Raw genomic sequence first — 25,360 nt, 5'->3', positions numbered from 1 at the left:
GCGGGGGCGCGTCGCGCTCCGCGCCCCCCGGCCCCCCCCCCGGCCCGGCCGCGGGGGGGGGGGGCGGGCCGCCCCGGCCCGGGGGGCGGCGGCCCCCCCCCCACGACGGTCCGGCGCCGGATGGCCGAGCTGCGCGAACGCGGGGTGCTGTATCTGGACATCGACGTCGACGGGCGGTTGTTCGGCCTCGGCCCCCGGACCCAGCTCTGGCTCTCGATCGCCCCCGCGCAGCTGGAAGCGGCCGGTGCCGCGCTGGCCGGGCATCCCGAGATCGCGTTCGCCGCCGCCACGACCGGGCCGACGAACCTGTACGCGAGCGTGGTGTGCGCGAACCAGCGAGAGCTGTACCGGTACCTGACCACCCGGGTGTCCGCGCTGCCCGCCATCACCCACATCGAGACGGCACCCGTGATCAAGACCGTCAAGCAGGCCGCCGCGCAGATGTGAATCTCCCCAGCACGCCGAACGCCCTGAAGGGGTCCTTCACAGCACTCAGCGCCCTCAAGGCCCCCTTCACGGCACCACAATCCACAAAGGACATATTCGAAGGGCGCCGAACTGACCGCCGCCGGATTCACCGTCGAAGGCGAACGTGCGCTCATCGTCCACATCGGACACTCCTGCGCCGCGGCGACCTCGCGGTGCGCACCGAACGCACCGTATGGGCTACCCGCCGCGCACTGTCGGACCCAAAACATGAATTCCTCTAAGTTTGCAGTCATTCATTTTTCCGGCTACGCTACTCACGTGACCGGACGACGCGAGCGGAAGAAGCAGCAGACGCGGCAGGCTCTCAGCGCCGCGGCTACCGCCCTGTTCGCCGAACGCGGGTTCGAGTCGGTGACGGTCGCCGAGATCGCCGCGGCGGCGGACGTGGCGGTCGGGACGGTGTTCAACTATTTCGACTCCAAGGAGGAACTGTTCTTCGACCGGGCCGATGACCTGGTGGCCGGGCTGATCAGCACGGTGGGAGGACGCGGCGCCGGGGTGAGTGCCGCCGCGTCGTTCCGGCACTGGCACGAGGAGGTGCTGGCTTTCCTGCGGCACCCCGAAGCCGGTGACTGGCCGGTGCGGTTCTTCCGCGCCATCGCGGCCAGCAAGTCGTTGCAAACCGCCGAATATGCCTTGTACCAACGTCTGGAGGACACCTTGGCCGAGGTGCTGAGCGGCGAAGGGGACGACGTGGCCGATCCGGCGGGCCCGCTATTGGCCGCGCAGCTCATGGCCGTTCACCGGTCCGTCGTGGCGGTGTATCGCCGTGCGCTGTTGGACGGCGTACGCCGGGCCAGGCTCGCCGGGCAGGTCGAACGCGCCACCGACCGCGCGTTCGCTCTGCTGTCCCCGGACGCACTGGCGTGGGGCACGGCATAGCGAGCGCCCGCAGCAGGCTTCATTGAATCTGGGGGTGGGGTTCTTGGCCTGGATGTCCGGGGGAGGTAAGGACATCCAGGCCGAGAACCCCGAAAGCCGCGGGGTCAGGCGGCGTCCTCACCGGACGTGCCGTGGCCGAGGACATCGGCGACGAAGTCCGCGATCTCGTCGAGGGCGGCGCGGCTTTCCGGCAGGGCGTCGCCGAGGACCGGGAACGCGTGGACCTGCCCTTGCCACACCTGGAGCTTGTGCCGGACGCCGGCCTCGGCGAGCCGCCGGGCCATCAGTTCCGCGTCACAGCGCAGGACCTCGTCCTCCGCGCACTGGATCAGCACCGGGGGAAGTGCCGCGATGTCGCCGTTCACCGGTGACCGGAGCGGATCCACGACGCCGTCGGTGCCCGCACACAGCAGCGCCACCCTGGCGAGCCGTTTCGCCGGGATGAACACGTCCTTGCGCGCGTTGCCGTGCGTTCGTTTGGCCTCGCTGTCGAAGTCGAGCCATGGCGAGAGCCCGACGACGGCTGCGGGCTTCGCGAGGCCGGTGCCGATGGTGTGCAGTGCCACGGCGAACGCGAGGTGCCCGCCGGCGGAGTCACCGGCGCACACGATGGACTCCCCCGCGAAGCCCCGGCGCACGAGCCAGCCGAACGCGTCGACGGCGTCGGCGATCGAGGCGTCGAGGCGGCCGTGCGGGAGTTGCCGGTACCGCACCGAAAGCACGGGCAGCCCGGTACGCAGCGCCAGCCGCTCGACGATGCGCCGGTGAGTGGCCAGGCCGCAGAAGACGAACGCACCGCCGTGCAGATAGAGCAGCGCGCCGCCGGTTTCCGCGCTGCCACGGGGTTTGACGAACTCGCCGCGCCAGGTTCCGCCGTCCACCCGTTCGCATTCGGTCGCGCGGAGCCGGGGCACCGGGCCGAGCGCGAGATCCACCAGCGGCATCAGCCGGGCCAGCGGGCCACGCAGCGGCCACCACGCCAAGGTGGTCCGCACGAAGACACGGCAGAGGAAGCGGATGACCGCGGCGCGGAAACCCTTGCCACCGGGGCGGTATTCGTACACGGTGTGCCTTTCGTCGTCGGGGCTGCTGGTCACGGCCGGTGCATGCGGTCCCACAGCCGCGGCCACGGATCCGTGGGGGCGCCGCACAACCACACCGGGACACCCTGGTTGGCGACGTGCGCGTCGATGTCGAGCCGCACGGTGTCCACCTGCCGCACCTGCCCGAAGAACCGGCTCAGCGATTCGCGGTCACCGCCGACGTACAGCACCTGGCGAGTGTCGTCCGGCGGCGCGCCCGCGTACCAGTACCCGCGTTCCGGCCCGTACGCCGCGGGCAGTCCGCGTTCGGGCCCGTAGACGGCCAGCGCGCTCGCCTGCCAGTAACTGTCCCCCATCACCACCGTGTGAGCGCGATCGCCCGGAGGCAGCCGGCGGAAGGAGTCGGCCGCGGTGTCCGCCAGCCGGGGCCAGCCGTAGCTGCCGCTGCCGACGAAATCGACCAGCTGGACGCCGGTGAACCCGGTGGCCGGGCGCACGGGCAGAGCGAGATAGACCGCCAGGGGCACGGAAAGCACGTACACCGGCCAGGTCGGCACCCAGCGCCACCAGCGTGCGGCACGACGTCGTTCGAGGCGGACGGCGGAGGCGGCGAACAGGACCGCGTACAGCCCCGCGACGTAGTAGTAGCGGCTCGCGGTGGCCAGGAAGAGCAGCGTGACCAGCACGGCTGCCCAGCCGAACAGCCGGAACTCCCGCAGTTCGGGTGCCCGCAGCAACTGCACGAGCCCGTGACAGCACAGGAACGCGCCGACGAGCAGCCCGGCCATCAGCACGGACAGGGGGACCATCGCGACCGTGCCGCCGAGCAGCCGGTCGTTCTGCTCGGCGACCACGGCGTTCATCAGCAGGTAGGGCCAGCCGTGCCGCGCCTGCCAGACCAGTGTGGGCACGGTGAGCAGCACGGTCAGCACGCCACCCGCCCACAGCGCGGGACGGCGGGGCAACGTCCGCGGGCCGGCGATGAGCGCCCCGGCGATCAGCCCGAGCCACAGGAACACGATCAGGAACTTGCCCTGCATCGCGATCGCGGTGACCGATCCGGCGTACAGCAGCAGCCGGTCCGACCGGGTCCGCACCCAGCGGGCCACCAGCCAGCTGACCAGCACCCAGCAGAACGGGTCCACTGTGGACGTCGCGAGGACGTGGCCGGAAGCCAGTAACTGGAAGGAAAGCGCGTACGCCGCGGCGGTCATGACCTGCGCCCGGGTGCCGCCGCCGAACTCCCTGGCGATCAGCGCCGCGAGCACCACCCCGGCGGCGGTGAGCAGCATCGGCAGGACACGCAGCCCCACGACCGACCCGGGCAGGACGGCGTCCGACAGCCGGGCCAGCACCGGCAGCAGCCACGGATTGTCGGCGTAGCCCCAGGCGAGGTGGTGTCTCGCCGACGCCAGGAAGTACAGCTCGTCACCGAAGTAACCGAACTTCCCGCTCACCGCGAGCAGCACCGCGCCGACCGCCGCCGCGACGCCGAACACGGACAGGCGCGCGAACGGCCGCACCTCCGCCGCGGGTGCCGCGGCTACTTCGGACGCGACGTCCACGTCAGAAACTCTGCTCGGCGTATCGGGTCCGGCAGGCCGAACGCTGGATCTTGCCGCTGGAGGTCCGGGGCAGTTCCCCGGGTCCGATGACCAGCACGTCCAGCAGGGCAAGCCCGTGCCGCTGCGAGACGACCGCCCGGATCGCGGCCGCCGCCTCGTCGTGGTCGAGTTCTTCGGCGCTCACCTGCTTGGCCCGTTCCGCCACGACAACGGCCTGCTCACCGGAGTCGCCGGGCACCGAGAACGCCGCGACGGCGTGCCGCCGGACAGCGGGATGGGCCTGTTCGACGCTGTGCTCGACGTCCTGCGGATAGTGGTTCCGGCCGTCCACGATGATCAGGTCCTTGAGCCTGCCGGTGATGTACAGCTCCCCGTCGACCACCACGCCGAGATCACCGGTGCGCAGCCAGCCGGCGCGTCCCGGCCACGGCGCGACGACGCGGCCGTCCTCGTCGAGCAGTTCGGCGTCGAACACCGTCGCGGAGTCCTCCCTGCCCCAGTAACCCTGTCCCACATTCGGCCCGCTCGCCCATATCTCGCCGACCTGCCCGTCGGCCAGCGCCGTTCCGGTCCGCGGATCGGCGATCCGGATCTCCTGCTCGACGGGCCGTCCGGCGGAGACCAGCGTCGTCGCCGAACCACTGCCCGGCTCCACGACGACGGCCTTGCCTGCGGCGAGCGCGACCCGTTCGAAGCTCACCCGCCGGGGCGGCGACCCCGCCGGGGAGACGGAGACCATCACGACGGCTTCGGCCAGGCCGTAGGTGTGCCGGTGCATCGACGGTTCGAGACCGCATTCGGCGAACTTCGTGTAGAAGACGTCCAATGTGGACGGAAGGACCGGTTCGCTGCCGTCGCCGAGCGAGACGACGTGGCTCAGCCACAGCCGCGCCTTCTCCTCCTCCGTGGTCCGGGAAGCGGTGTAGCCGTAGGCGAAGTTGGGCGCGGCGGTGACCGCGGGCCCCGGCGTCGCCGCCAGCTGTTCGAGCCAGCGCTGCGGCCGGGCGAGAAACGCGAGCGGATCCATCAGCGTCGCGGGGAAACCGCCGTAGACCGGGGTGGCCAGCCCGACGACGAGCCCCATGTCGTGGAACAGCGGCAGCCAGCACACCGACGTCGTCCGCCCCGGCTCGCATTCGTAGGAGCGCACCCCTTGGCGGGCGTTCGCGACCACGTTCGCGTGGGTGATCATCACCCCGGCGGGTGCCCGGGTCGAGCCAGAGGTGTACTGGAGATACGCGAGGTCGTCCGGGCGCAGCAGGACGTGTTCGTAGTCCTCGGCCGCCCTCGGCGGCAGGACGTCGACCGCGATGATCTGCGGCCCGGAAAGCCCGCGCTCGACGAGGAAGGCGTCGACCGCGTCGGTGTGCCGCCGGGTGGTCAGCACCAGCGACGGCGCGCAGTCCGCGAGTACCCCGGCCAGCCGTTCCGCGTGCCCTGGCAACGGGGACGGCTCGAACAACGGGACGGCGACCAGCCCGGCACGCAGCGCGCCGAGGAAGGCGACGACGTAGTCGATCGACTGGTCGATCAGTACCGCGACGCGGTCGCCGAGGCCGGCGCGCCGCTGGCACCACGCGGCCACACCGTCCACCCGGGAATTCAGCTCGCGCCAGGTCAGCGACGTCGCCACGCCGTCCGGCTCGTCGCGATAGTCCACAAAGGTCACCGCGCACTCGGTGCCCCGGGTCTCCGCCCAGTGGTCGAGCGCCGCGGAAAGCGTGGGGTGGCCGGGATCCGGCAGTCCCATTTCGCGTCGTGCGGGTTCGGAGGTCGTTGTCATCAGGTTCTCCTAGATCCCCATGCCACTCGCCAGCACCGGCCACGACCGGTGGAAGGCGAACTGCCAATACGGCCACGAATGCGTGCCCGCGCCGTAGAAGTCGACGGTCGCCGGGACGTTCTGCTGCTTCAGCTTGTCGACGAAACCCTGGGTGTTCGACAGCGCGTTGCTCTCCAGCAACGCGCCGACCTGCGGCGGCGACGAAGGCCCGTCCAGCGGGCCCGTCTGCCCGTTGCCACAGGAGATGTAGAGCTTGACCCCGCGCAGTCTGTCCACTTTGAACGCCGGATCGTGGTCCTCCCACCGTGCCCGCTGCGACCACGGATCGCCCCACAGCACGCCCCAGACCGGGAAGCCCTGCGCGATCATGTTCAGCTGCGTGACCTCGGGGATTCCCGGTGCCAGGACGTCGATCGCGCCGCTGTAGGCGGCCGCGGCGCCGAACATCCCCGGATAGCGGGTCGCGTATTCCATGGCACCGTAGGCACCCATCGAAAGCCCCGCGATCGCACGCCGGTCACCGGCGCCGTAACCGCGTTCCACGATCTGCCTGACCTCGGTCATGTGGAACTTCTCCCAGCGCGGGCTGCCGAACAGGCCGTAGTTCCACCAGTCGCTGTACATCCCGATCTTCCCGGCGGTCGGCAGCACGACCAGCGCCGGCTTGTCGGCCATGAACTGCCCGACGTCGGTGAACTTCGTCCAGGACTGGTAGTCCGCGGCCTCACAGCAGCCGTGCAGCAAGTACAGCGTCGGCCACGCCCTGCCGTCGCCTTTCGACCACCCTTGCGGCGTGAGGAGCCGCACCAGCCCGGTGGTTCCGAGCGCGGGCGAGGAGATCTCGATGTCCAGCGTGCGCGCGTCGATCTGGGTCTCCTTGACCACTTTCGCGCCGTCGTCGGCCACGGCCGCGGGTGCGGCGCTCGCCCCGGCGACCGGTATCAGCGCGCCGGCCAGCAACGCCATGACGAGGGCCCTGATCGGTAGACGACGACACTGTCGGAACCGGCTGTTCATTTCTCTTCTCCTCGATTCGGCAGCGCCGCGGACACGCGGTCCGCGATCACCGCGACGTGCGGCGGGTCGATGACCGTGATGTGGTCGCCGTGCACCCGCACGATCTCCAGACGGGGGCAGAACTCGTCCCAGCCGAGCGCGTCGTCGGCACGCAGGTAACGCGGGTCGAGCGTGGTGGTCAGCGGATGCGGGTCCTTGGCACGGAACAGCAGAACCGGCCCGCGGTACTCGGCGGGCGTGTAGCTCTCGGCGATTCGAGCGTCCACATAGGACGTCTGCTGGTGCTCGAGCACCGCCGTCCCCATGGCCGCCACCCGCTCGCGCAGCCGTCGCAGCACCAGCTCGTTGCGCTCGGCCTCGGCCAGCCCGGCCAGTTCGTCCTCCGGTAGCCCGAGGCCGACCTGGTAGGTCTGCTCGATGTAGTCGATGAACCGCCGCAGCCGGGTCCGCAGCACCTCGTCCTGGGACCCCTCCGCCGCGGGCAGCGGGATGATCGTGTCGATCAGGAAGAGCAGGTCCACCTCGTCGCCCTCGGCGGTGAGCCGGCGGGCCGTCTCGAAGGCGAGCAGCCCGCCGAAGGACCACCCGCCCAGCCGGTACGGCCCCACGGGCTGCCGCCGGCGGATCAGCTCGGCGTACCGGGCGGCCTTGGCCTCCACGGAATCCAGCTCGTCGATCCGTTCCATGCCGTAGACGGTCACGTCCGCGCGCAGCAACCGGACCAGCGGCCGGTACGCCGCGGTCGGGCTGCCCGCGGCGTGGAACAGGAACAGCGCCGGTCCGCTCCCGTCACCGCCGAGGAGCCGCACCGGTCCCTCGCCGTGTCCCTCCAGATCCGCCCGGACGACGTTCGCCATTCCGGCGATGGTGGGTTCGGCGAACAGTTCCTCGGCGGTGACTTCGCGGCCCAGCTCCGCGGAAACCATGTCGCGTAGCCGATCGGCCGCTTCGTCGTCCTTGTCGATCTCCGCGAACGGCACGTTCACGGCGACACCGTCTGCACGGTCGCCCAGCACCCGCCGCCACAGCAAGGCGACCCACCGCTCGGCGAGGTCACGGGTCCCGGGCCCTTTCGCCGCGGCACGAGGCTCCAGGCCGTTGGGCTGCAAACGGTCGACAAGGTGATCGGCCAGTTCGGCCAGGCTGGCACCCCGGAGCAGAAGCGGAAGCGGAAGCGAAGTGCCGAAATCCCGTTCGACCGCGGCACGGGCCCGCATCGCCAGCAGCGAGTCGAGCCCGAGTGACGTCAGCGAGGCGTGCGGGTCCAGCAGTTCGGCGTCCCGCCACATCATCTCGGCCACCACCGACAGCAGATGCTCGCGGACGACGCTCCTCGCCCGCTCCGGGTCCTCGGCGGCGAGCGCGCGCAGGGCGCCGGTGTCCATTCCGGACTCGGCGGCGGGCTTCCGCCCGGCCAGCGCCGCGAAGACCGGCCGCTCGGCAAGCCGGGGGAAGAGGTCGAGGACCGTCCCCGCGTCCATCCGCGTGATCGCCGTTTCGCCGCGCCCGGACGCGAGCACGGCCGACAACGCCGCGAGTCCTTCGCCGGGCGGCATCGGCGCGAGGATCGGATTGTCCCGTCCGGCGGCGCCGCCGACCTCGCCCCAGGCGCCCCACTGGATCGTGGCTCCCGGCAGCCCTTGCGCGCGCCGCCAGGCGACGAACGCGTCGAGCCACGCGTTCGCGGTCGCGTAGGCGGCTTGACCGGGCGACCCGAACAGGGCGGCCGCCGAGGAATACGCCAGCCACCAGTCGAGTTCCCGGCCCGCGCACGCCTCGTGCAGCCGGAGAGCCCCCTCGGTTTTCGCCCGCCACACGGCGGCCAGATCCGCCGGTTCCAGCGCGAGCACCGCGCCGTCCGCCAGGACCCCGGCGGCGTGCAGGACGCCTCGCAGCGGGACGCCGTCCGCGGTGGCTCGCTCGACCAGCCCTTCCGCCACGCCGGGATCGGCAACGTCCCCTGACAGCACCACGACTTCGGTGCCGGAGTCACGAATCTCGCCGATCGCCTCCTCCGTCGCGGACGTCGGCCGCTTACGTCCTAAAAGGACGATCCGGGTGGCACCGCGTCCGGCGAGCCAGCGGGCCGTGAGGAGACCCAGCCCACCGAGACCACCGGTGATCACGTAGGCGCCGTCCCGGACGACCGGGAGCGGTTCTTCGGACGCCGTGAGTGCCGCTCGGGTCAGTGCACGCGTGTAACGGCGGCCGTCGCGCCACGCGCATTCGTCGTCGGGCGCGTCCGCCGGGAGTTCGCGCACGAGTGCCTCGTCGGCATCGACGTCGACCCAGCTCGCCCGCAGCTCGGGATGTTCGTAGGCCAGCACCCGGGCCAGCCCGCGCACCGCGGCCTCGCCGGGCCGTCCCTGTTCCCCTTCCCGCACCACAGCGGCCTGCCGCGTCGCCAGCCACAGCCGGGGGGCCGCGCCGTCGAGCCCGGTCAGTTCGCGCACGACGCCGGCCACGGCCAGCACCAGTTCCCTGGCCTCGCGGGGTTCGGCCGGAGACTCCCCGGCGAGGATCACGACACCGCCGACGTCCTCGTGCTCCGCGACGAGCTTCGCGAGTCCGCCGCGACGGCTCAGCGGGATCGACACCGGTTCGTGTCCCCGTTCGGCCAACCGCGCGGCAATCGCAGCGGCCCGGTCCTTGTCGTCGTGCACCAAGATCCAGGCGCGACGGCGGCCGGTCGCGTCTGGCAGCTCACCGGGACGCCATTCCGCCTGATACGCCAGCCTTTCCGGCGTGAACGGCAGGTCGGCGCGGCCCACGCTGTCCAGGGTGACGTCCGCGAATTCGGCCAGCACTCCGCCGTCCGGGCCGAGCAGCCACGCGCTGCCCGCCGACGCGGCCGCGCGGGTGGCGCGCCGGGCAGCGCCCGCCAGGCGAACCCGGCCGAACCGCACCGGCAACCAGGCCCCTTCGCCCGGGTCGCCCGCCGCGGAAGCCAGCAGCCGCAGGCACGAGTCGCCGAGCGCCGGGTGCAGGGTGAAGCGCGTGTGCGCGGCGCCGCTTGGCTGCGCGACATCGCTGAACGCAGCACTTGAGTCCACTTCGGACAATTGAACCCTGGCAGCCATCGCCGTGGCTTCCGCGTGGGCGACCCATTCCCCGCCGCACCGGGCCAGCACGGACAGCCGTACCCCGTCCCCCGCCGCGCGCTCGGCCGAAACACACACCGCGGTGTGTTCGGCCAGCGGCAGGATCCGGTGTAGAACGACGTCGCGCAGTTCCGCGTTTTCCTTCCGCGGTAATACTTCCTTTGCCGCGGTGAGCAGCAGTTCCAGAAAACCGGCGGCGGACAGGATCGGGACGCCGTGCGCGGTGTGATCCGCGAGCCACGGATGCGCGACGGTGCCGACGTCGCCGTGCCACAGCCAGCGCGCCTCCCCCGGGACCTCGGCCCGCTCGCCGAGGAACGGGTGTCCGGAATGGACGGAAGCGGCGGCGGAAGACGGCCAGTACGGCCGGTGCTCCCACACCGGAGGTGGCAGATCGACCACGGCCCGGTCCGGATACCGGCGCCGCAGCACCTCGGGGTGACCGTGGACGTGGAGCGCGGCGAGCGCGGCGGCGAAGCCGTCGGACGTGCCCTCCGGATCGCGGCGCAGGCTGGGGATCACGGCGACGCGGCCGGGTGCTGCGGTCTGCTCCACCGCGACACCGGTGATCGGATGCGGCGAGATCTCGACGAACACGCGGTGCCCGTCGGCCACGGCCGCGGCGAGCGCCTGGGTGAACCGCACCGGACGGCGCAGGTTCGCGGCCCAGTAACCGGTGTCGAACGCCGGGGTCTCCCGGGGATCGTCCAGCACGCTGGAGTACCAGACGATGGTGGCCTCGCCGGAGTCCAGGGTGCCCAGCGCGTCCCGGAAGCGGCCGAGCAACGGGTCGACGGCGGCCGAATGTCCCGCCCCACCAACGGGAAGGATGCGAGCGAGGCCTCCGCGCTCCCCGACGTACTCGGCCAGCGCCGCCACCTGGTCCGGCGGTCCGCTGACCGTGCACTGCCCCGGCGACGCGAACACCGCGACGGTCACGTCGGGGACCCGATCGCCGAGGCCGCGCAGTTCCTCCGGCGCGAGGTCCACCACCGCCATCGCCCCAGTACCGGAGGCGTCGAGCTCGCCGAGCAGCGCGGCACGGCTGATCATCACCCGAAGCCCGTCCCGCGGGTTCAACGCGCCGACGGCGACCGCCGCCGCGACCTCGCCCATCGAGTGCCCGACGACCGCCGCGGGCCGTACGCCATAGGAACGCCACAGCTCCGCGAGCGCGACCTGCATCCCGAACAACGCCAGCTGCCGGGCCGACAACGCGTCCGCCGTCCCCTCGAGGATCGAGGACAACGCGACGTCCGCGATCTCGGCGAACACAGTGTCCAAATCGGACACCGCAGCGGCGAACGCGGGTTCCTCGGCCAGCAGGCGCCTGCCCATTTCCGGCCATTGGGAGCCGTAGCCGGAGAACACGAACACCGGACCGGCCCCGGTGTCCCCGGTCGTCACCGGCAACCGCCCGGAAGCGAGGCCGCGCAACCGTTCCCTCAGCTCGTGGGAGTCGCGGGCGGTGATCGCCGCCCGCACCGGCGCCGGATCCTGGCTGTGTGCCAGCGCGGCCGCGACCTCGGCGACGCCGAGGCTTTCGCCGAGTCCTTCGGCCAGCGCGTGCGCGCGGGCCCGCAAGCGAGTCTCCGAGCGCGCCGACAGCGCGACGATCTCCGGGCGCGCAGTCGGGGCACGTCCGCCATAGCGGGTGTCCGGCCACTCCTCCAGCACGACGTGGGCGTTGGTGCCGCCGAAGCCGAACGACGACACCCCCGCCCGCGCGACACCGGGATAACGCGGCCATTCGGTGTTCTCCGTGACGACGTCCAGCCGCCCGGCCGCGAAGTCGATGTGCGGGTTGGGCGTGGTGAAGTTCAGGCTGCGCGGGATCAGCGCATGCCGCAGGCCCAGTACCACCTTGATGAGCCCGGCGATGCCCGCCGCGCCCTCCAGATGCCCGAAGTTGCTCTTCACCGAGCCGAGCAGCAGCGGCCGTTCCGGTGGCCTCCCCGAGGCCGCGCCCAGCACCGCCGCGAGCGCCCCGGCCTCGATCGGATCGCCGAGCAGCGTCCCGGTCCCGTGCGCCTCGACGTAGTCCACCGTGCGCGCGGACACCCCGGCCTTCGCGTACGCCCTGGCCAGAAGCCGTTGCTGGGCAACGGGATTCGGAGCCGTGATGCCATTGGACCGGCCGTCGGAGTTGACCGCGCTACCCCGGATCACGGCCAGGATCCGGTCGCCCGCGCGCTGCGCGTCGCCGAGCCGCTTGAGCACCACGACACCGCAGCCCTCGCCACGCACGATCCCGTCCGCGGCGGCGTCGAACGGTTTGCACCGCCCGTCCGCGGCCAGCGCTCCCGCCCGCTGGAAGTTCGCCGTGATTCCCGGCGAAAGCAGGAGGTTGACGCCGCCGACGATGGCGGCGGACGCTTCGCCTTCGGCCAGCGCGCGCACGGCCAGGTGCACGGCGACCAGCGAGGACGAGCACGCGGTGTCGACGGTGATGCTGGGGCCGTGCACGCCCAGCGCGTAGGACACCCGGTTGGCGGCGATCGAGGCCGCGGCCCCGGTACCGGACCAGGCGTCGACGCGATCGAGATCGGTCATCGTGAGCCGGCCGTACTCCGTGGCCGACAGCCCGGCGAACACCCCGCAGTCCGTCCCCCGCAACGATTCCGCGGGAATGCCCGCGTCGGCGAGCGCCTCCCGGGTGAGTTCCAGCAGCAGCCGCTGCTGCGGGTCCATCATCTCGGCCTCGTGCGGGCTGATCCCGAAGAACTCCGCGTCGAATCCGGCGACGTCGTCGAGGAAACCCCCGCGCCGTGGCAGTTCGTGCGCGGCGACGTCGGGCTCGAACTGCTCCCACCGTCCGGCCGGGACGTCACCGATGGCTTCCTTGCCCTCGGTCAGCAGCGACCAGAACTCGCCGGGGCCGGACGCCCCGGGGAACCGGCAGGCGACCCCCACGACCGCGACCGGCTCGTCCGGCCGGATGTCTCCCTCCGCGACACCGACGGCCTCGGGGCCCGCCGCGAGGACGCGGGCGAGTTCCGCGATGGTCGGGGCCGTCCAGACCAGGGTGCTCGGCAGGTCGTGGCCGAGCAGCTCGCCCGCCTCGGCCGCCAGCGTCGTCGCGTCCCGGGAGGACACCCCGAACTCGTGCAGCGGGCGGTCGAACTCGTGCTCGGCGACGGGGCGGTCCAGCAAACCGCCCAGCCGCCCGGCGAGCCAGCTCCGCCACTGCGGCTCGTCCTCGGGCGCGATTCTGCCGGGGCCTCCCGAAACGCTGGTCATGCGCCCTCACCTTCCTGCGACAACGTTGTCGCGACGTTTTCCCGGCGCTCTCGGAGCACCACGAGCGCGAGACCGGCCGCGCCCGCCTGAAGCACGGCCGCGAGGAGAAGACCGGCCGTGTAGCCTGCCGCGAGCGCGGACCCGGGTTCCGCTCCGGCGGCGAGTTCACCGGTCCGGACGGTGGAAAGCACGGACCCGATCACCGCGACACCGAGTGCACTGGCGAGTTCCCGGGACGACATCAGCACGCCCGACGCGGTACCGGAATCCTCCTCGGCGACCGCGTCCAAGCCGTGCGCGGTGATCGGGGCGGTGAACGCCGAACCCGCGCCGATCAGGAACAGCCCGGCCAGCCGGGGCGCGAGCGCGCGGTGGTCGCCGGCCACCGCCAGCGCCACCAGGCCGAGCGCCACCACGAGCAGGCCGAGGCACACCGCACGCGGCGCCCCGAGTGTCCGGGAAACCGGGGCGACGAGCGGCGTCGCGCAGATCACCGCGGCGGCCACGAGAACCAGCGGCAGCCCGGCGGCCGCCGGGCCCAGTCCGAGGAATTCCTGGTGCAGCAACGGGGTGAAGAACGCGATCCCGCTGATTCCGAGTCCCCACAACACCACTAGGACGTTCGCCCCGGCGAAGACGCGATTGGTCAGCAACGACCTCGCGACGCCACGGCGTCCTCGGGTACCGCGCCGGATCGGCTCGAGCCGTACCGCGCGAGCGACCAGCACCGTCACCGCGGCGAGGAGCGGCACGGTGCCGAGGAAGATCCAGCTCCAGTGCAGGTACTCGGCGAGGGCACCGCCGAGCCACGGCCCGAGCGCGAGCGCCGCGGCCAATGCCGCCGTCCAGACCGCCACCGCGAGCCCGCGCCGGTCCGCGGGCAACGACGTCCGGATCAGGCTGAGCGTGCCCGGCACCACGAACGCCGCCGCGGCGCCCTGGGCCCCGCGTGCCACGAAGAGGACCTCCGCCGACCACGCCGCTCCGCCGAGCAGCGCGCCCGCGGTGAACAATCCGCATCCGGCCAGCAGAACCCGGCGCCTGCCCAGCCTGTCGATCACCACGCCCGCGGGCAGCATCAGCACCGCGTACGGCAGCATGTACGCGATCCCCGCCCATTCGAGCGCTGTCACGCCGAGGCCCAGCTCCCGGCCCATCGACGGCGCGGCCGCGGCCACGATCGTGTTATCCAGAGTCGCGACGAACGCCACGAGCGCGACGATCGTCAGGATGGCCGTGGTGCCGGATTCCCGGGCCACGGCGACGCGGAGGGTGCTCATCAGCCCGCCGCCGCCTCAGGCGCGTCAGGCACCAGCCGCAGGTCGGGCTTGTCTTGGTCCTGCGACGAGATGGGGTTCCGGGGCGGCAGCGCGAGGCGGAAGATCTTCTTCCACACCTGCCCGACCTGCCTCCCGAGCGGCCCGGTCGTGTAGTTCAGGCCGTAGCGCTCGCACAGCTGCCTGATCCGCGGGGCGATCTCCTGATACCGCCGGGCCGGGACGTCCGGGAAGAGGTGGTGTTCGATCTGGAAGCTCAGGTTCCCGGTCAGCAGGTGGAACAGCTTCCCGCCGTCGATGTTCGCCGAGCCGAGCATCTGCCGGTAGTACCAGTGTCCCCGGCTCTCGTTCTCGCACTCCTCCTCGGTGAAATCCGCGACACCGTCCGGGAAATGGCCGCAGAAGATGATGCTGAACGCCCACAGGTTGCGCACCAGGTTCGCCGTGGCGTTCCCGGTCAGCGTCGCCAGCGCACCGGGGCCGCTCAGCAGCGGGAACAGCACGTAGTCCTTCACGGCCTGCTTGACGCCTTTTTCCCACATCCGGCGGCGCAGCCCCCGTGTCTCCGCCCAGCTCCGGCGCCCGGACAGGACCCGGTCGAACTCGAGGTCGTGCAGCATCACGCCCCATTCGAAGCCCAGCATCAGCACGAACGCGTACACCGGATTGCCGAGGTAGTACGGGCGCCACCGCTGCGCGTCGGCCATCCGCAGCAGCCCGTACCCGATGTCCCGGTCCTTGCCGAGGATGTTCGTGAAGGTGTGGTGGACGTAGTTGTGCGTGTGCCGCCACTGTTCGGCCGGGCAGACGGTGTCCCACTCGAACCTCTTCGAGTTCAGCGCGGGATCGCCCATCCAGTCGTACTGGCCGTGCAGGACGTTGTGGCCGATCTCCATGTTGTCGAGGATCTTCGAGATCGACAGCGCCGCCGTGCCCGCGAGCCACGCCGGCGGGAACCACCCGGCCCACAGCAGCGCCCGGCCCGCGACCTCGAATCGCTGCTGCAGCCGCACGACGCGGCGAAGATAGGCCGCATCCCGCTCGCCGAGGTCCTCGACCAGCTCGCGGCGCAACGCGTCGAGTTCGGCGCCCAGCGCGTCCAGTTGCTCCGGGGTGAGTCGGGGGACTCGGGCCGGGGTCGCCATTGACCCACTCCTTTCCGGTTCGCTCTACAGGTCCAGCTCGACGTCGCCGCACGGCGCCGTGACACACAACTGCACCCGCTGGCCGGGCTCCGCGCTGACCGCTCCGGTCAGGACGTGCCGGACCGCACCGGCGGACTGGACCGTCGTGCAGGAATGACAGACCCCCATCCGGCAGCCGTGCTCCGGGCGCAGGCCCGCCGCCTCGGCCTGCTCCAGCAGCGTCCGTCCGTCGTCGCGGACCGTGCGGCCACTGCGGGCGAACCGCACCTCGCCCGTGCCCGGTGTCGAACCCGGCACCGGGAGGGCCAGGGTGAACCGCTCGATCAGCAACCGGTCCGCGATGCCGTCGGCGGCCCACAGCGCGCCGGCCGCGTCCATCAGCGAGGCGGGACCGCAGACGTAGGTCAGCGCGTCGGCGTATCCCGGCGCGACGGCCAGGTGCTCACGGCGGAACCGCCCGTCCAGCCGTCCGGCACCGGGCAGCCCGGTGTACGAATACGCCAGGGTGAGCCGGGGATTCGCCTCGTCCAGCGCGGCGAGTTCGTCGCGGTAGATCACGTCGCCCGGGGCGAAGGCGTAGTGCAGGAAGGTGATCCGGCCGTGGTATCCCTGCGCGAGGAGGCCGCGCAGCAGCGACATCACCGGGGTGATCCCGCTGCCGCCGCTGATCAGCAGGACGTGGCCGGGCACCGCGGGCGGGAGCACGAACTCGCCTTCCGCCTGCGACAGCACGACAACGAGCCCGCGCCGCGCGTGTTCCTTGAGATACCGCGACACCGTACCGGCCGGATTCACCTTCGCGGTGATCTCGATCGTCCCGTCCGCGCGTCCGGTACCGGCCACCGAGAAACACCTGGTCCGCCGGACGCCGTCGATCTCCACGGCCAGCCGCACAAACTGCCCCGGCCGGGCTCCCTCCCAGTTCCCGTTGGGGCGCAACGAAAGCGTGACACTCCGAGCGGTGCGGTGCGCTACGCCGACCACCACCGCCCGCACCTCCCCGACCGACCACAGTGGACTGACAAGGCCGAGATACCGGTCAACGCCGTGCGGCCCGGCGAGCGCGGTGACCACCCCGGAGCCGAGCATCCGGCGCACGTACCGCCACCCGGCGCGGCCGAAGGCCGGCGTCACCGCCATGCCGTACCCCGGACCGCACGACCACGTCCGAACATGATCACACTCACTTCCCGGCAGATCCCCCGAAAGCAGGATGGAGTAGCGAAATAGCACTGTCAATGCGCATTTGCCGTGCAACGCCCCGGCACACCTGAGGAAATGGCGAATTTGTCACCTGCCGACGTACGCGGCGCCGGGTATTAATCACCTGAGGACGGTCTGGACCACCGGCACCCGACCTCGATGTGGGCCGGGAACCTCTTGTGGCAGACGGCAACCGGCGTCGGATCACTCCGCGTCGCATCCGGACCGGATTTGTCGGCGGGCACGGAAAATGTCGCCGGAACAGCGACACGATCCTTGACTTTCCCCCGGCCGGACGCCGACAATCGCGATCTTGGGGAAAAGCCGACGAGTCCCGGCCGCGCCGTCGGCGTGAACACGGCCGGGAAGGAGGACCGGCAATGCGCGCAGACGACCCGCCGATCAGACCCGGCACCGCGGACCGGATCGCCGACCTGGCCGCGCGGCGGCGCGAAGCGGTGGCGATCGCCGAGAAGCACGCCGCCGACCGGCAGCACACCAAAGGCAAGCTCACCGCACGCGAACGCATCGACCTGCTCGTGGACCCCGGGTCCTTTGTGGAGCTCGACCAGCTCGCCCGGCACCGCTGCGCGGAGTTCGGGCTGGACGCCGACCGGCCCTACGGCGACGGCGTCATCACCGGGCACGCGCGCGTCGACGGCCGTCAGATCTGCCTGTTCTCCCAGGATTTCAGCGTGTTCGGCGGCAGTATGGGCGAGGTGTTCGGGGCCAAGGTCCTCAAGGTGATGGACCTGGCGATGGCGATCGGCTGCCCGATCGTCGGCATCAACGACTCCGGCGGCGCGCGCATCCAGGAGGGCGTCGTCTCCCTGGCCTACTACGCCGAACTGGCCCGCCGCAACGCCCACGCCTCGGGCGTCATCCCCCAGATCTCGATGATCATGGGCCCGTGCGCGGGCGGCGCCGTGTACACGCCGGCGATCACCGACTTCACCGTGATGGTCGAGGAGACCTCGCACATGTTCGTGACCGGGCCGCAGGTGGTGCAGGCGACGACCGGGGAACGAGTGACTCCGCGGGACCTCGGCGGGCCCTCGGTCAACACCGCGGTGTCCGGCAACGCCCACCACAGCGCGGTGGACGAGGCCGACGCGATCGACTGGGTCCAGACCCTGCTGGGCTACCTGCCCTCGAACAACCTCGACACCGCACCGGAATTCGAAGATCCGAGCAGCCCCGAGCCGACCGATGACGACCTCGCGCTCGACACCCTGATCCCCGACTCGCCGCAGCAGGCCTACGACATGACCGAGCTGATCGCCCGGATCGTCGACGACGGCGAGTTCACCGAAATCCACGGTGCTTTCGCGCCCAACATGATCTGCGCGTTCGGCCGGATCCAGGGCCGTTCGGTCGGTATCGTCGCCAACCAGCCCCGGCACCAGGCCGGCGTGATCGACATCGACGCCTCCGAGAAGGCGGCGAGGTTCGTGCGGTTCTGCGACGCCTTCGGCATCCCGCTGCTCACCCTCGCCGACGTGCCGGGCTACCTGCCCGGCGTCGCGCAGGAACGCGCCGGGATCATCCGCCGGGGCGCGAAACTCGCCTATGCCTACGCGGAAGCCACTGTCCCGCAGGTCACCGTCGTGACCAGGAAGGCCTACGGCGGCGGATACGCCGTGATGGGCTCCAAACACCTCGGCGCCGACGTCAATCTCGCCTGGCCCACCGCGGAAATCGCCGTCATGGGCGCCGAAGGCGCGATCCGGATCCTGCACCGGCGCGAGCTCGCCGGGCTGGACGAAGCCGGGCGCGAGCAAGCGGAACGCCGTCTGGCCGAGCAGTACCGCGAACACCACGCCAGCGTGTATTCCGCGGCGGAGCGTGGATACGTCGACGCCGTGATCACTCCGGCCGAAACCCGCCTCCAGGTGGCGCAAGCCTTCCGCGCGCTGCGGAACAAGCGGAAGACGTTGCCCGCCAGGAAACACGGGAACATCCCGCTCTAGCGCGGACCGGGGAACCGGCCCCGCCACGGGATGCGGCGGGGCCGGTCACTGGCGTCCGGCGGGTCAGCTTGCCGGACGCGGGGTGAGGTTCACTTCCACGGTGTTGCCCGGCCCGGAGGCGACCCCGGAGACGAGGTCGTTCAGGGAACCGCAGCCCTGCAGCGGCGGCAGGGTGTAGGTCCCGGTGAGCTTGCCGCCCTTCAGCGGGTCGAAGCCGGGCTTCGACTCGAGCGGGATCTGGGCGGGCGTCTTCGTCTGGCAGGCCGGGCTCGCCGAGACCGGGAAGCCGAAGACCGTGATGCGCGGCAGTTTGACCGTCACCGACGAGGTCGACTTGAGCACCCCGCCCTTGAGCGTGCCGGTGGTCTTGCCGGCCGGCACGAACTCGATCTTCGCGTTGACCGGAACGAAGCCCCAGAGCGTGAAGTGCGCGCTCGCCGGGTTCAGCGTGAGGTCCGCGTCGAAGGTCCCGTTCGCCAGGGCGATCGCGGCGTTGATGCCGCCGCGCAGGTCGATCGGGCCGGTGAGCTTCTTGAGCTGCGACTTGCCGGTCAGGTCGTAGCCGTACTTCACGACCGGCGGAGTCGTCTTCGGCTTGGTCTTCGCCGTGACCGCGGCGCTGGCCGCGGACTTGTTGCCCGCGGCGTCCTTGGCGACCACGGTGAAGGTGTACTCGGTGTCGGCGGTCAGGCCTTCGACGGTCGCGGTGGTCCCGGTGACCGACTTGGCCAGCGTGGTGCCGTTGTAGACGTCGTACCCGGTGACACCGACGTTGTCGGTCGCGGCGTCCCAGGCCAGCACGACAGCGGTTTCGGTCGTGTCGGTGGAGCGCAGGTTGCCCGGAGTGCTGGGCGCCTGCGTGTCGGGCGCGGCCTGAGTCCGCGCCGTCACAGCGGCACTGGCCGCCGACTTGTTCCCCGCGGCATCCTTCGCGACCACGGTGAACGAATACTCCGTATCCGCCGTCAAACCGTCCACAGTGGCCGAAGTCCCCGACACCGACTTCACCAAAGTGGCGCCGTTAAAGACGTCGTATCCAGCGACGCCCACGTTGTCGGTGGACGCGTTCCACGCGAGGCTCACGCTGGTCTGCGTGGTTCCGGTGGAGTGCAGATTGCCTGGGACGCTGGGTGCCTGCGTGTCGGGTGCGGCCTGAGTCCGCGCCGTCACAGCGGCACTGGCGGCCGACTTGTTCCCTGCGGCATCCTTCGCCACCACGGTGAACGAATACTCCGTATCCGCCATCAAACCGTCCACAGTGGCCGAAGTCCCCGACACCGACTTCACCAAAGTGGCGCCGTTAAAGACGTCGTACCCGGCGACACCCACATTGTCGGTGGACGCGTTCCAGGACAGCGTGACGCTGGACTGGGTAACGTCCGTCGTGGCGAGACCGGCGGGGACGGTGGGCGCTTCGGTGTCCGGAGCGGTCGCCGTGCGCACGGTCACCGCCGCACTGGGCGCCGATTTGTTCCCGGCGGCGTCCTTCGCCACCACGGTGAACGAATACTCCGTGTCGGCGGTCAAACCGTCCACAGTGGCCGATGTGCCCGTCACCGATTTCACCAAGGTGGTGCCCTGAAAGACGTCGTACCCGGTAACACCGACATTGTCATTCGACGCGTCCCACGCCAGTCCGGCACTCGTCGCCGAGGTCCCGGTCGAACGCAGGTTGCCGGGGACGCTGGGCGCCTGCGTGTCCGGCGCCGCCTGAGTCCGCGCCGTCACAGCCGCACTGGCCGCCGACTTGTTCCCCGCGGCATCCTTCGCCACCACCGTGAACGAATACTCCGTATCCGCCGTCAGTCCATCGACAGTCGCCGTTGTCCCCGTGACCGACTTGACCACGTTGGCGCCCTGGTAAACGTCGTACCCGGAGACACCGACGTTGTCGCTCGACGCGTCCCACGCCAGCGTGACGCTGGTTTGCGTGGTCTCGGTCGAGCGCACGTTCGCGGGCGTCGTCGGGGCCTGCGTGTCCGGGGCTTTCGTCGTGTGGGCCGTCACCGCCGCGGTGGCGGGCGAGACATTGCCCGCCGCGTCCTTGGCCTTGACGGTGAAGCTGTAGTCCGTGTCCGCCGTGAGACCGTCGATCGTGGCCGAGGTTCCGGTCACGGACTTGACGAGCGTGGCGCCCTGGTAGACGTCGTATCCGGTCACGCCGACGTTGTCGGTGGCCACGCCCCAGGACAACGCGACGCTGTTCTGGGTGACGTCACCGACGGTCACGGCACCCGGGGCCGAGGGCGGGGTGGTGTCGGCCGCGGGGGTGATCGTGAAGGTCTGCAGGACGCTGTTCTGCCCGTTCGCGGGCGTGCAGTCCGCGACGAACGTGCCGAGGCCGGTCTCCCCGCCGGAGGCGGTCAACGGAGTCATGGTCAGCACCAGGTCGTGCACCGAGAGCGTCGCGGTCCCCGGCTGGTCGAACCGCAACGCCGGCGCGGAACCGCTCGCGTTGACGACGAGGTCGTTGCCCGTGGCCGGAATGGGCTGCTGCGGGATCGCCGTCGGCACGCCGACCGCGAGATGGCCCTGCGGGCTGGAGACCAACGACGTGGCCAGTGCCGACCCCTTGATGGATTCGGCGCCGACCAGCCGCAGGCCCTCGGTCGCGGTCTTGCCCGCGTTGGACACGGCCGTGATGTCGATCCTGGGCGTGAACTGGCCCACCGGGATCGTGTCCGGCAGCTTCGCGTCGATGTCGATCGAGACGTCCTGGTTGCCGATCAACGGGAACGGGCAGCTGTAGACCTGGTGCAGCGGCGGGTGATTGCCGGTGCCCACAACGGTTTCGGGCGTGACGGCGGGCCCGGTCACCGTGTAGGTCTGCAGGATGGTGTCCTGTCCCGGCGCCGGGGTGCAGTCCGCGGTGAAGGTGCCCAGGTTGGTCGGGGTGCCGTCGGCCTTGAGCGGGGTCATCTCCAGCTGGAGGCCGTTCACCGCGAGCGTCGCGGTGCCCGGCTGGTCGAACCGGAGCGCCGGCGCGGTGCCGGTGGCGTTGACGACGAGATCGTTGCCCTTCGGCGGGATCGGCTGGTTGGGCACGTTCGCGTCGACCTTCACCGTCATGGCGCCCTGTGTGCCGGGCATCGTCACGGTCGAAGTCGCCTTCGCGGTGCCCTTGATGGACTCGGCGCCGACGAGCCGGAGTCCTTCCGTCGCGGTTTTGCCCGCGTTGGACACCGCGGTGATCTCGATGGCGGGAGTCAGCTTCCCCGCCTCGATCGTCGAAGGCTGGGTGGTCTTGACGGCCACCGAGACGTTCTGGTTGCCGATCAACGGGAACGGACAGGAGTAGTTCTGCGTGAGCTCCCCCTGGGCCGCGCTACTGGTGCCCGAACCGATCGCGAGCCCGGCGACCACCATGGCCGCCGTGCTCAGTACGGCGATGCCCCCAGTGGCCAGTCTTCGACTACGTCTTCTGTGCTTCACAGGTCACTCTCCAACAGATCGCACGCACCTGGGGAAAACCACACAGGAATTGCTACCCTTTCGCCGGTTCACCTCAGCGGGGCGCGTGTGCGTTACCGGTATGCCACAGGGAATTAACACACTCGAAGAGCTTGCGGTGCAAGGAAAATCGCAGTGCCGACGCGGCGAACCGGCAAATTTGTCACCCCTGGCCGATGCGCCGATCGCGAACCTGTCAGCCGGGAGCGAGCCCTGAAAACCTCGTGCCACGAACCGAAAGATGGTTACTGACCAACAGTACCGGAGCCGAGGTGAATCAGCGCGAAAGACAACGACCTTCAGCGGTCACGCCGGGGCGCGGCGTTGACCGGCGGTGGCCTCGATCAGTTCGTAGGCCAGGTCGAAGTGGACGCCGTCGGGATTGCTCAGCCCCTTCTCCGCGTACCACGAGGCGTCGGCCTCCGGATGGGGGCCGCTGACCCCGACCCGGCCCTTGCCGTACGGCGCGACGACGACGGCGGCCGTTCCGTTGGGGTAGGTCGCCAGGACGGTGGCGTCGGCGCCCTTGTCCAGGACGAACGCCGGCCCGTCCTGGAAGTACATGTGCCGCGGCTTGCCCCGCCAGCCGACCTCGACCACAGTGTCTCGGCCGTCGGGGACCGAGGCACCAGGAGTGCTGGTGTACCCGCGGGTGTCACCGGGCAGCAGATCGAAGCCCGGCTCACGCCCGGCCAGATAGGCGCCGAAGCACAGGCCCAGGTAGCTGCCGCCGTCGCGGACCCAGTCGCGGATCACCCCGGCGGAATCGCGCAGGTGCCGCCAGGTTCCGTCGAGGTCGGCGCCACCACCGGGCTGGACGTACAGGTCCGCTCCGGCCAGTGCGGTGGCGGTCAGCGGAGTCCCGGTGCCGGGGCCCACGTACTCGACCCGGAACGGCTTCGGTGCCCGGCGCAGCAGCGCGGCGATCGTCGGCGCGCAGTCGGGGCAGCCCTGCGGTCCGCTGTAGACCAGCGCGAGAGGCGGCTCGACGCTCCTCTCCTCGGCTTCCGACCGCGCGCAGCCGGCGGCCAGCAGGGCGGCGGCCGGAAGGATGCCGAACAACAGCCGTCGCCGGTCCACAACGGACGGACGGTCGTCGGTACCCGGTTCCCTGCCGCGCATGGCTTCTTTCCTCTTCTTCCCGGTCCGGACCGCACCGGCGGAGCCAAGGTTCGGCGGACGCCCTCCGGCGAAGTCCGGCGCACCCCGGCAACCGCGCTGCGTTGGTTCCATCACTACACGGAGCCGCGGCGTCCGTCCTCTCCGGACCGGATACAGGCCCTTTCGGCCAGAACGGTCTGCTCGAACTTCCCGAGGGTCAGCCGGCGGCTACGAGCTCCCCGGAAGCATGCCGGGAACCGCCGCACCCGAGCCGCGCGAGTGCCGGTGGAACCGGGCGATCTCGGGCGGGTGCACGACGAAGGGGCGCATCATGCCCTCGTCCTCGTGGTCGAGGATGTGGCAGTGGTACATGAACTCGCCGGTGGCGCCCTCGAACCGGCCGGCGACCCTGATCCACTCACCCGCCCACAGCGCGAAGGTGTCCTTCCAGCCTTCCTCGTGCTTCTCGATCGGCGGCCCGGCGCCCGGTGCGGGCAGCGGCCGGGTCGTGCCGCCCGCCGCGACGTCGAAGGCCCTCAGGTCGCCGAACTTCCACCGGGTCAGCAGCTGGAACCGCGCCAGGTGGATGTGCATCGGGTGCGGGGCCCCGCCGAGCTGGATCAGGTTCCACACAACCCATCGACCGCGCTCGACGAAGATCGACGTCGTGTCGTCGAACAGGCGCGCGACCGTCCGGAACGTGCGCACCCGCCCGGAGGCCGGATCGGTGAGCTGGATGATCCCCTCCGCCGGGAAGCGCGCAGGCAGCTCGCCCGGTTCGGTGATCTCCGCCAGCTCCCACATTTCCGGATGCGGCCTGCCCGCCGCACCGGGCGGGGTCGTGGCCACGAAGACCTCGTCGTGGTCTTCCGGCACGGCCACCTCGTGTCCTAACCGGACGTACGATGTGGACAGCCGGGCCGGTGGCTCGAAGCGGTCGCCGCGGCCGCGGCTCTCGACCCGGAACTCCATGATGTCTGGCTCGACCGAGGCGCCGGTGTTGACCAGGCGCAGGCGCTGCCCCCGGAATCCGCCGAAGTCGATCAGCAGGTCGGCACGCTCGGCAGGGGTGAGGGTCAGCCCGCCTGCCGGGACCGCCGCCGGGGCGGGCAGCAGGCCGACGTCCGTGCCCGCGATGCGGACGGCGTCGTTGCGCACGACGCCCGCCTCGTCGACCAGATCGAGGCGGAAGAACCGGCCGTTCGCCGCGTTGAGCACCCGAAAGCGGTACCAGCGCGCGCCGACGTCGAGATGCGGCCAGATGACGCCGTTGACGAGCGTGAACGGGCCGGTGACCGGAGCCGTGGTGCCGGACGCGGGCAGGTACTGGAACTTGTAGAGCAGCCTGCCGGTCAGCGCGCCGGTCGCCGGGTCGGTGTCGAGGTTGCGGTCGGTGATGATCAGCGGGATCTCGTGGTCGCCGCCGGGCAGCCGCAGGCGGTCCTCCTCGTCGTCGCGGATCAGGTACAAACCCGCGAGTCCGGAGTGGACGGTGAACCGCGTCACGGCCATCGCGTGGTCGTGGTACCAGAGGGCGGTGGCCGCCTGGCGGTTCGGGTACTCGGCGAGCTGCGTCTCCCCCGGCGACAGGCCGTTGTGCGCCCAGCCGTCGTTGCCGCCGTTCGTCAGCGCGCCGTGCAGGTGCACGACGGTCCACGGTGGCAGCTCGGCGACACCGTCGATCAGCTCCACCCCGGCGGGCAGGCCGCCGTCCGGGTTGCGGTAGCCGGGCAGATTCGCCGGCGTCGGCTGCGCGTAGGGCGCCCGCACCGCCACGAGCGGGACCGTGCCCCGGAGCTCGTTGGCCCACGCGACCCGCAGCCGCCTGCCGGCGCGTACTTCGATGGTCGGACCGGGAAACCGTCCCTCATAAGTCCAGAGCGTGGTCTCGGGCAGCTGGGAGTGCAGCCGCCGCCGCGCGGTGGTCGTCGTGATCGTGAGCTCGTCCCGGTGCCGCCGCGAAGAGACCCGGATCGTCGGCGGAATCCGTAGCGGGTCGAGGAACTTGGTGAGGCCGAAGTTCGGTGCCGGGCCCGTCGCCCCCGTGGCACCCGAACCCAGCCCGCTCACGCCTGTCCCCGACTCCGCACCGGA

Annotated in this window: 14 protein-coding genes; 3 read left to right on the top strand and 11 right to left on the bottom strand. The window is 71.0% G+C overall.

Going from position 1 to position 25,360, the window contains the following annotated elements; all coding sequences use genetic code 11:
* Positions 1-120 precede the first annotated feature (120 nt).
* Together ACFWX1_RS08170 and ACFWX1_RS08165 are read left to right on the top strand one after the other, a co-directional pair.
* Complete coding sequence (locus ACFWX1_RS08170) at positions 121-447, top strand: Lrp/AsnC ligand binding domain-containing protein (RefSeq protein WP_378385109.1); 327 nt, start codon at positions 121-123, stop codon at positions 445-447.
* Positions 448-747: 300 nt separating this feature from the next.
* Complete coding sequence (locus tag ACFWX1_RS08165) at positions 748-1,371, top strand: TetR/AcrR family transcriptional regulator (protein ID WP_378385107.1); 624 nt, start codon at positions 748-750, stop codon at positions 1,369-1,371.
* 104 nt (positions 1,372-1,475) lie between these two features.
* Here ACFWX1_RS08165 and ACFWX1_RS08160 read toward each other — a convergent pair whose 3' ends face one another.
* From ACFWX1_RS08160 to ACFWX1_RS08125, 8 genes are read right to left on the bottom strand one after another with little or no spacing between them, the layout of a single operon-like run.
* Complete coding sequence (locus ACFWX1_RS08160; RefSeq protein WP_378385105.1) at positions 1,476-2,468, bottom strand: alpha/beta hydrolase; 993 nt, start codon at positions 2,466-2,468, stop codon at positions 1,476-1,478.
* Positions 2,465-3,979, bottom strand: a complete 1,515-nt coding sequence (locus tag ACFWX1_RS08155; protein ID WP_378385103.1) for an ArnT family glycosyltransferase — start codon at positions 3,977-3,979, stop codon at positions 2,465-2,467. The genes ACFWX1_RS08160 and ACFWX1_RS08155 overlap by 4 nt, the downstream gene beginning before the upstream one ends.
* Position 3,980: 1 nt before the next feature.
* Entirely contained in the window at positions 3,981-5,762 is a 1,782-nt protein-coding gene (locus ACFWX1_RS08150) for a fatty acyl-AMP ligase (RefSeq protein WP_378385101.1), read from the bottom strand.
* Between the two features lie 9 nt (positions 5,763-5,771).
* Positions 5,772-6,779, bottom strand: coding sequence for an alpha/beta hydrolase (locus ACFWX1_RS08145; protein WP_378385099.1), 1,008 nt, complete (start codon positions 6,777-6,779; stop codon positions 5,772-5,774).
* The gene (locus tag ACFWX1_RS08140) at positions 6,776-13,120 is read right to left on the bottom strand and encodes an SDR family NAD(P)-dependent oxidoreductase (protein ID WP_378385097.1); all 6,345 of its coding nucleotides are present in this window, start codon (positions 13,118-13,120) and stop codon (positions 6,776-6,778) included. The genes ACFWX1_RS08145 and ACFWX1_RS08140 overlap by 4 nt, the downstream gene beginning before the upstream one ends.
* Positions 13,117-14,400: an MFS transporter gene (locus ACFWX1_RS08135; protein WP_378385095.1), complete on the bottom strand. Its 1,284-nt coding sequence runs from the start codon at positions 14,398-14,400 to the stop codon at positions 13,117-13,119. The genes ACFWX1_RS08140 and ACFWX1_RS08135 overlap by 4 nt, the downstream gene beginning before the upstream one ends.
* Entirely contained in the window at positions 14,400-15,542 is a 1,143-nt protein-coding gene (locus tag ACFWX1_RS08130) for a fatty acid desaturase family protein (protein WP_378385093.1), read from the bottom strand. Before ACFWX1_RS08130 ends, ACFWX1_RS08135 begins: the two co-directional genes overlap by 1 nt.
* 24 nt (positions 15,543-15,566) lie before the next feature.
* Positions 15,567-16,682 (bottom strand): ferredoxin reductase, encoded by a 1,116-nt coding sequence (locus tag ACFWX1_RS08125; protein ID WP_378385092.1) that lies wholly within the window; start codon positions 16,680-16,682, stop codon positions 15,567-15,569.
* Positions 16,683-17,125: 443 nt separating this feature from the next.
* On the opposite strand from ACFWX1_RS08125, the gene ACFWX1_RS08120 reads away from it, so the two are divergent.
* Positions 17,126-18,715 (top strand): acyl-CoA carboxylase subunit beta, encoded by a 1,590-nt coding sequence (locus ACFWX1_RS08120; RefSeq protein ID WP_378385090.1) that lies wholly within the window; start codon positions 17,126-17,128, stop codon positions 18,713-18,715.
* A 63-nt stretch (positions 18,716-18,778) separates the two neighbouring features.
* Here the strand turns inward: ACFWX1_RS08120 and ACFWX1_RS08115 are convergent, their stop codons facing one another.
* From ACFWX1_RS08115 to ACFWX1_RS08105, 3 genes are all read right to left on the bottom strand, one after another.
* Positions 18,779-22,147 (bottom strand): fibronectin type III domain-containing protein, encoded by a 3,369-nt coding sequence (locus ACFWX1_RS08115; protein ID WP_378385088.1) that lies wholly within the window; start codon positions 22,145-22,147, stop codon positions 18,779-18,781.
* A 324-nt stretch (positions 22,148-22,471) separates the two neighbouring features.
* Positions 22,472-23,287: a BPL-N domain-containing protein gene (locus tag ACFWX1_RS08110; protein WP_378385086.1), complete on the bottom strand. Its 816-nt coding sequence runs from the start codon at positions 23,285-23,287 to the stop codon at positions 22,472-22,474.
* Between the two features lie 207 nt (positions 23,288-23,494).
* Complete coding sequence (locus ACFWX1_RS08105; protein WP_378385084.1) at positions 23,495-25,336, bottom strand: multicopper oxidase family protein; 1,842 nt, start codon at positions 25,334-25,336, stop codon at positions 23,495-23,497.
* Between the last annotated feature and the right edge of the window lie 24 nt (positions 25,337-25,360).

This window comes from Amycolatopsis sp. NPDC059021 (assembly GCF_042739895.1).
Classification (GTDB): domain Bacteria; phylum Actinomycetota; class Actinomycetes; order Mycobacteriales; family Pseudonocardiaceae; genus Amycolatopsis.
Note: the sequence above shows the minus strand (reverse complement) of the source record. Positions and strands in the feature narration are given on the sequence as shown.

Excerpts from the sequence above, each read along its gene's own strand:
- ACFWX1_RS08170 (WP_378385109.1), top strand. The coding sequence starts at position 121 with ATGGCCGAGCTGCGCGAACGCGGGGTGCTGTATCTGGACATCGACGTC.
- ACFWX1_RS08150 (WP_378385101.1), bottom strand. The coding sequence starts at position 5,762 with ATGACAACGACCTCCGAACCCGCACGACGCGAAATGGGACTGCCGGAT.
- ACFWX1_RS08145 (WP_378385099.1), bottom strand. The coding sequence starts at position 6,779 with ATGAACAGCCGGTTCCGACAGTGTCGTCGTCTACCGATCAGGGCCCTC.
- ACFWX1_RS08140 (WP_378385097.1), bottom strand. The coding sequence starts at position 13,120 with ATGACCAGCGTTTCGGGAGGCCCCGGCAGAATCGCGCCCGAGGACGAG.
- ACFWX1_RS08135 (WP_378385095.1), bottom strand. The coding sequence starts at position 14,400 with ATGAGCACCCTCCGCGTCGCCGTGGCCCGGGAATCCGGCACCACGGCC.
- ACFWX1_RS08130 (WP_378385093.1), bottom strand. The coding sequence starts at position 15,542 with ATGGCGACCCCGGCCCGAGTCCCCCGACTCACCCCGGAGCAACTGGAC.
- ACFWX1_RS08125 (WP_378385092.1), bottom strand. The coding sequence starts at position 16,682 with ATGGCGGTGACGCCGGCCTTCGGCCGCGCCGGGTGGCGGTACGTGCGC.
- ACFWX1_RS08120 (WP_378385090.1), top strand. The coding sequence starts at position 17,126 with ATGCGCGCAGACGACCCGCCGATCAGACCCGGCACCGCGGACCGGATC.
- ACFWX1_RS08110 (WP_378385086.1), bottom strand. The coding sequence starts at position 23,287 with ATGCGCGGCAGGGAACCGGGTACCGACGACCGTCCGTCCGTTGTGGAC.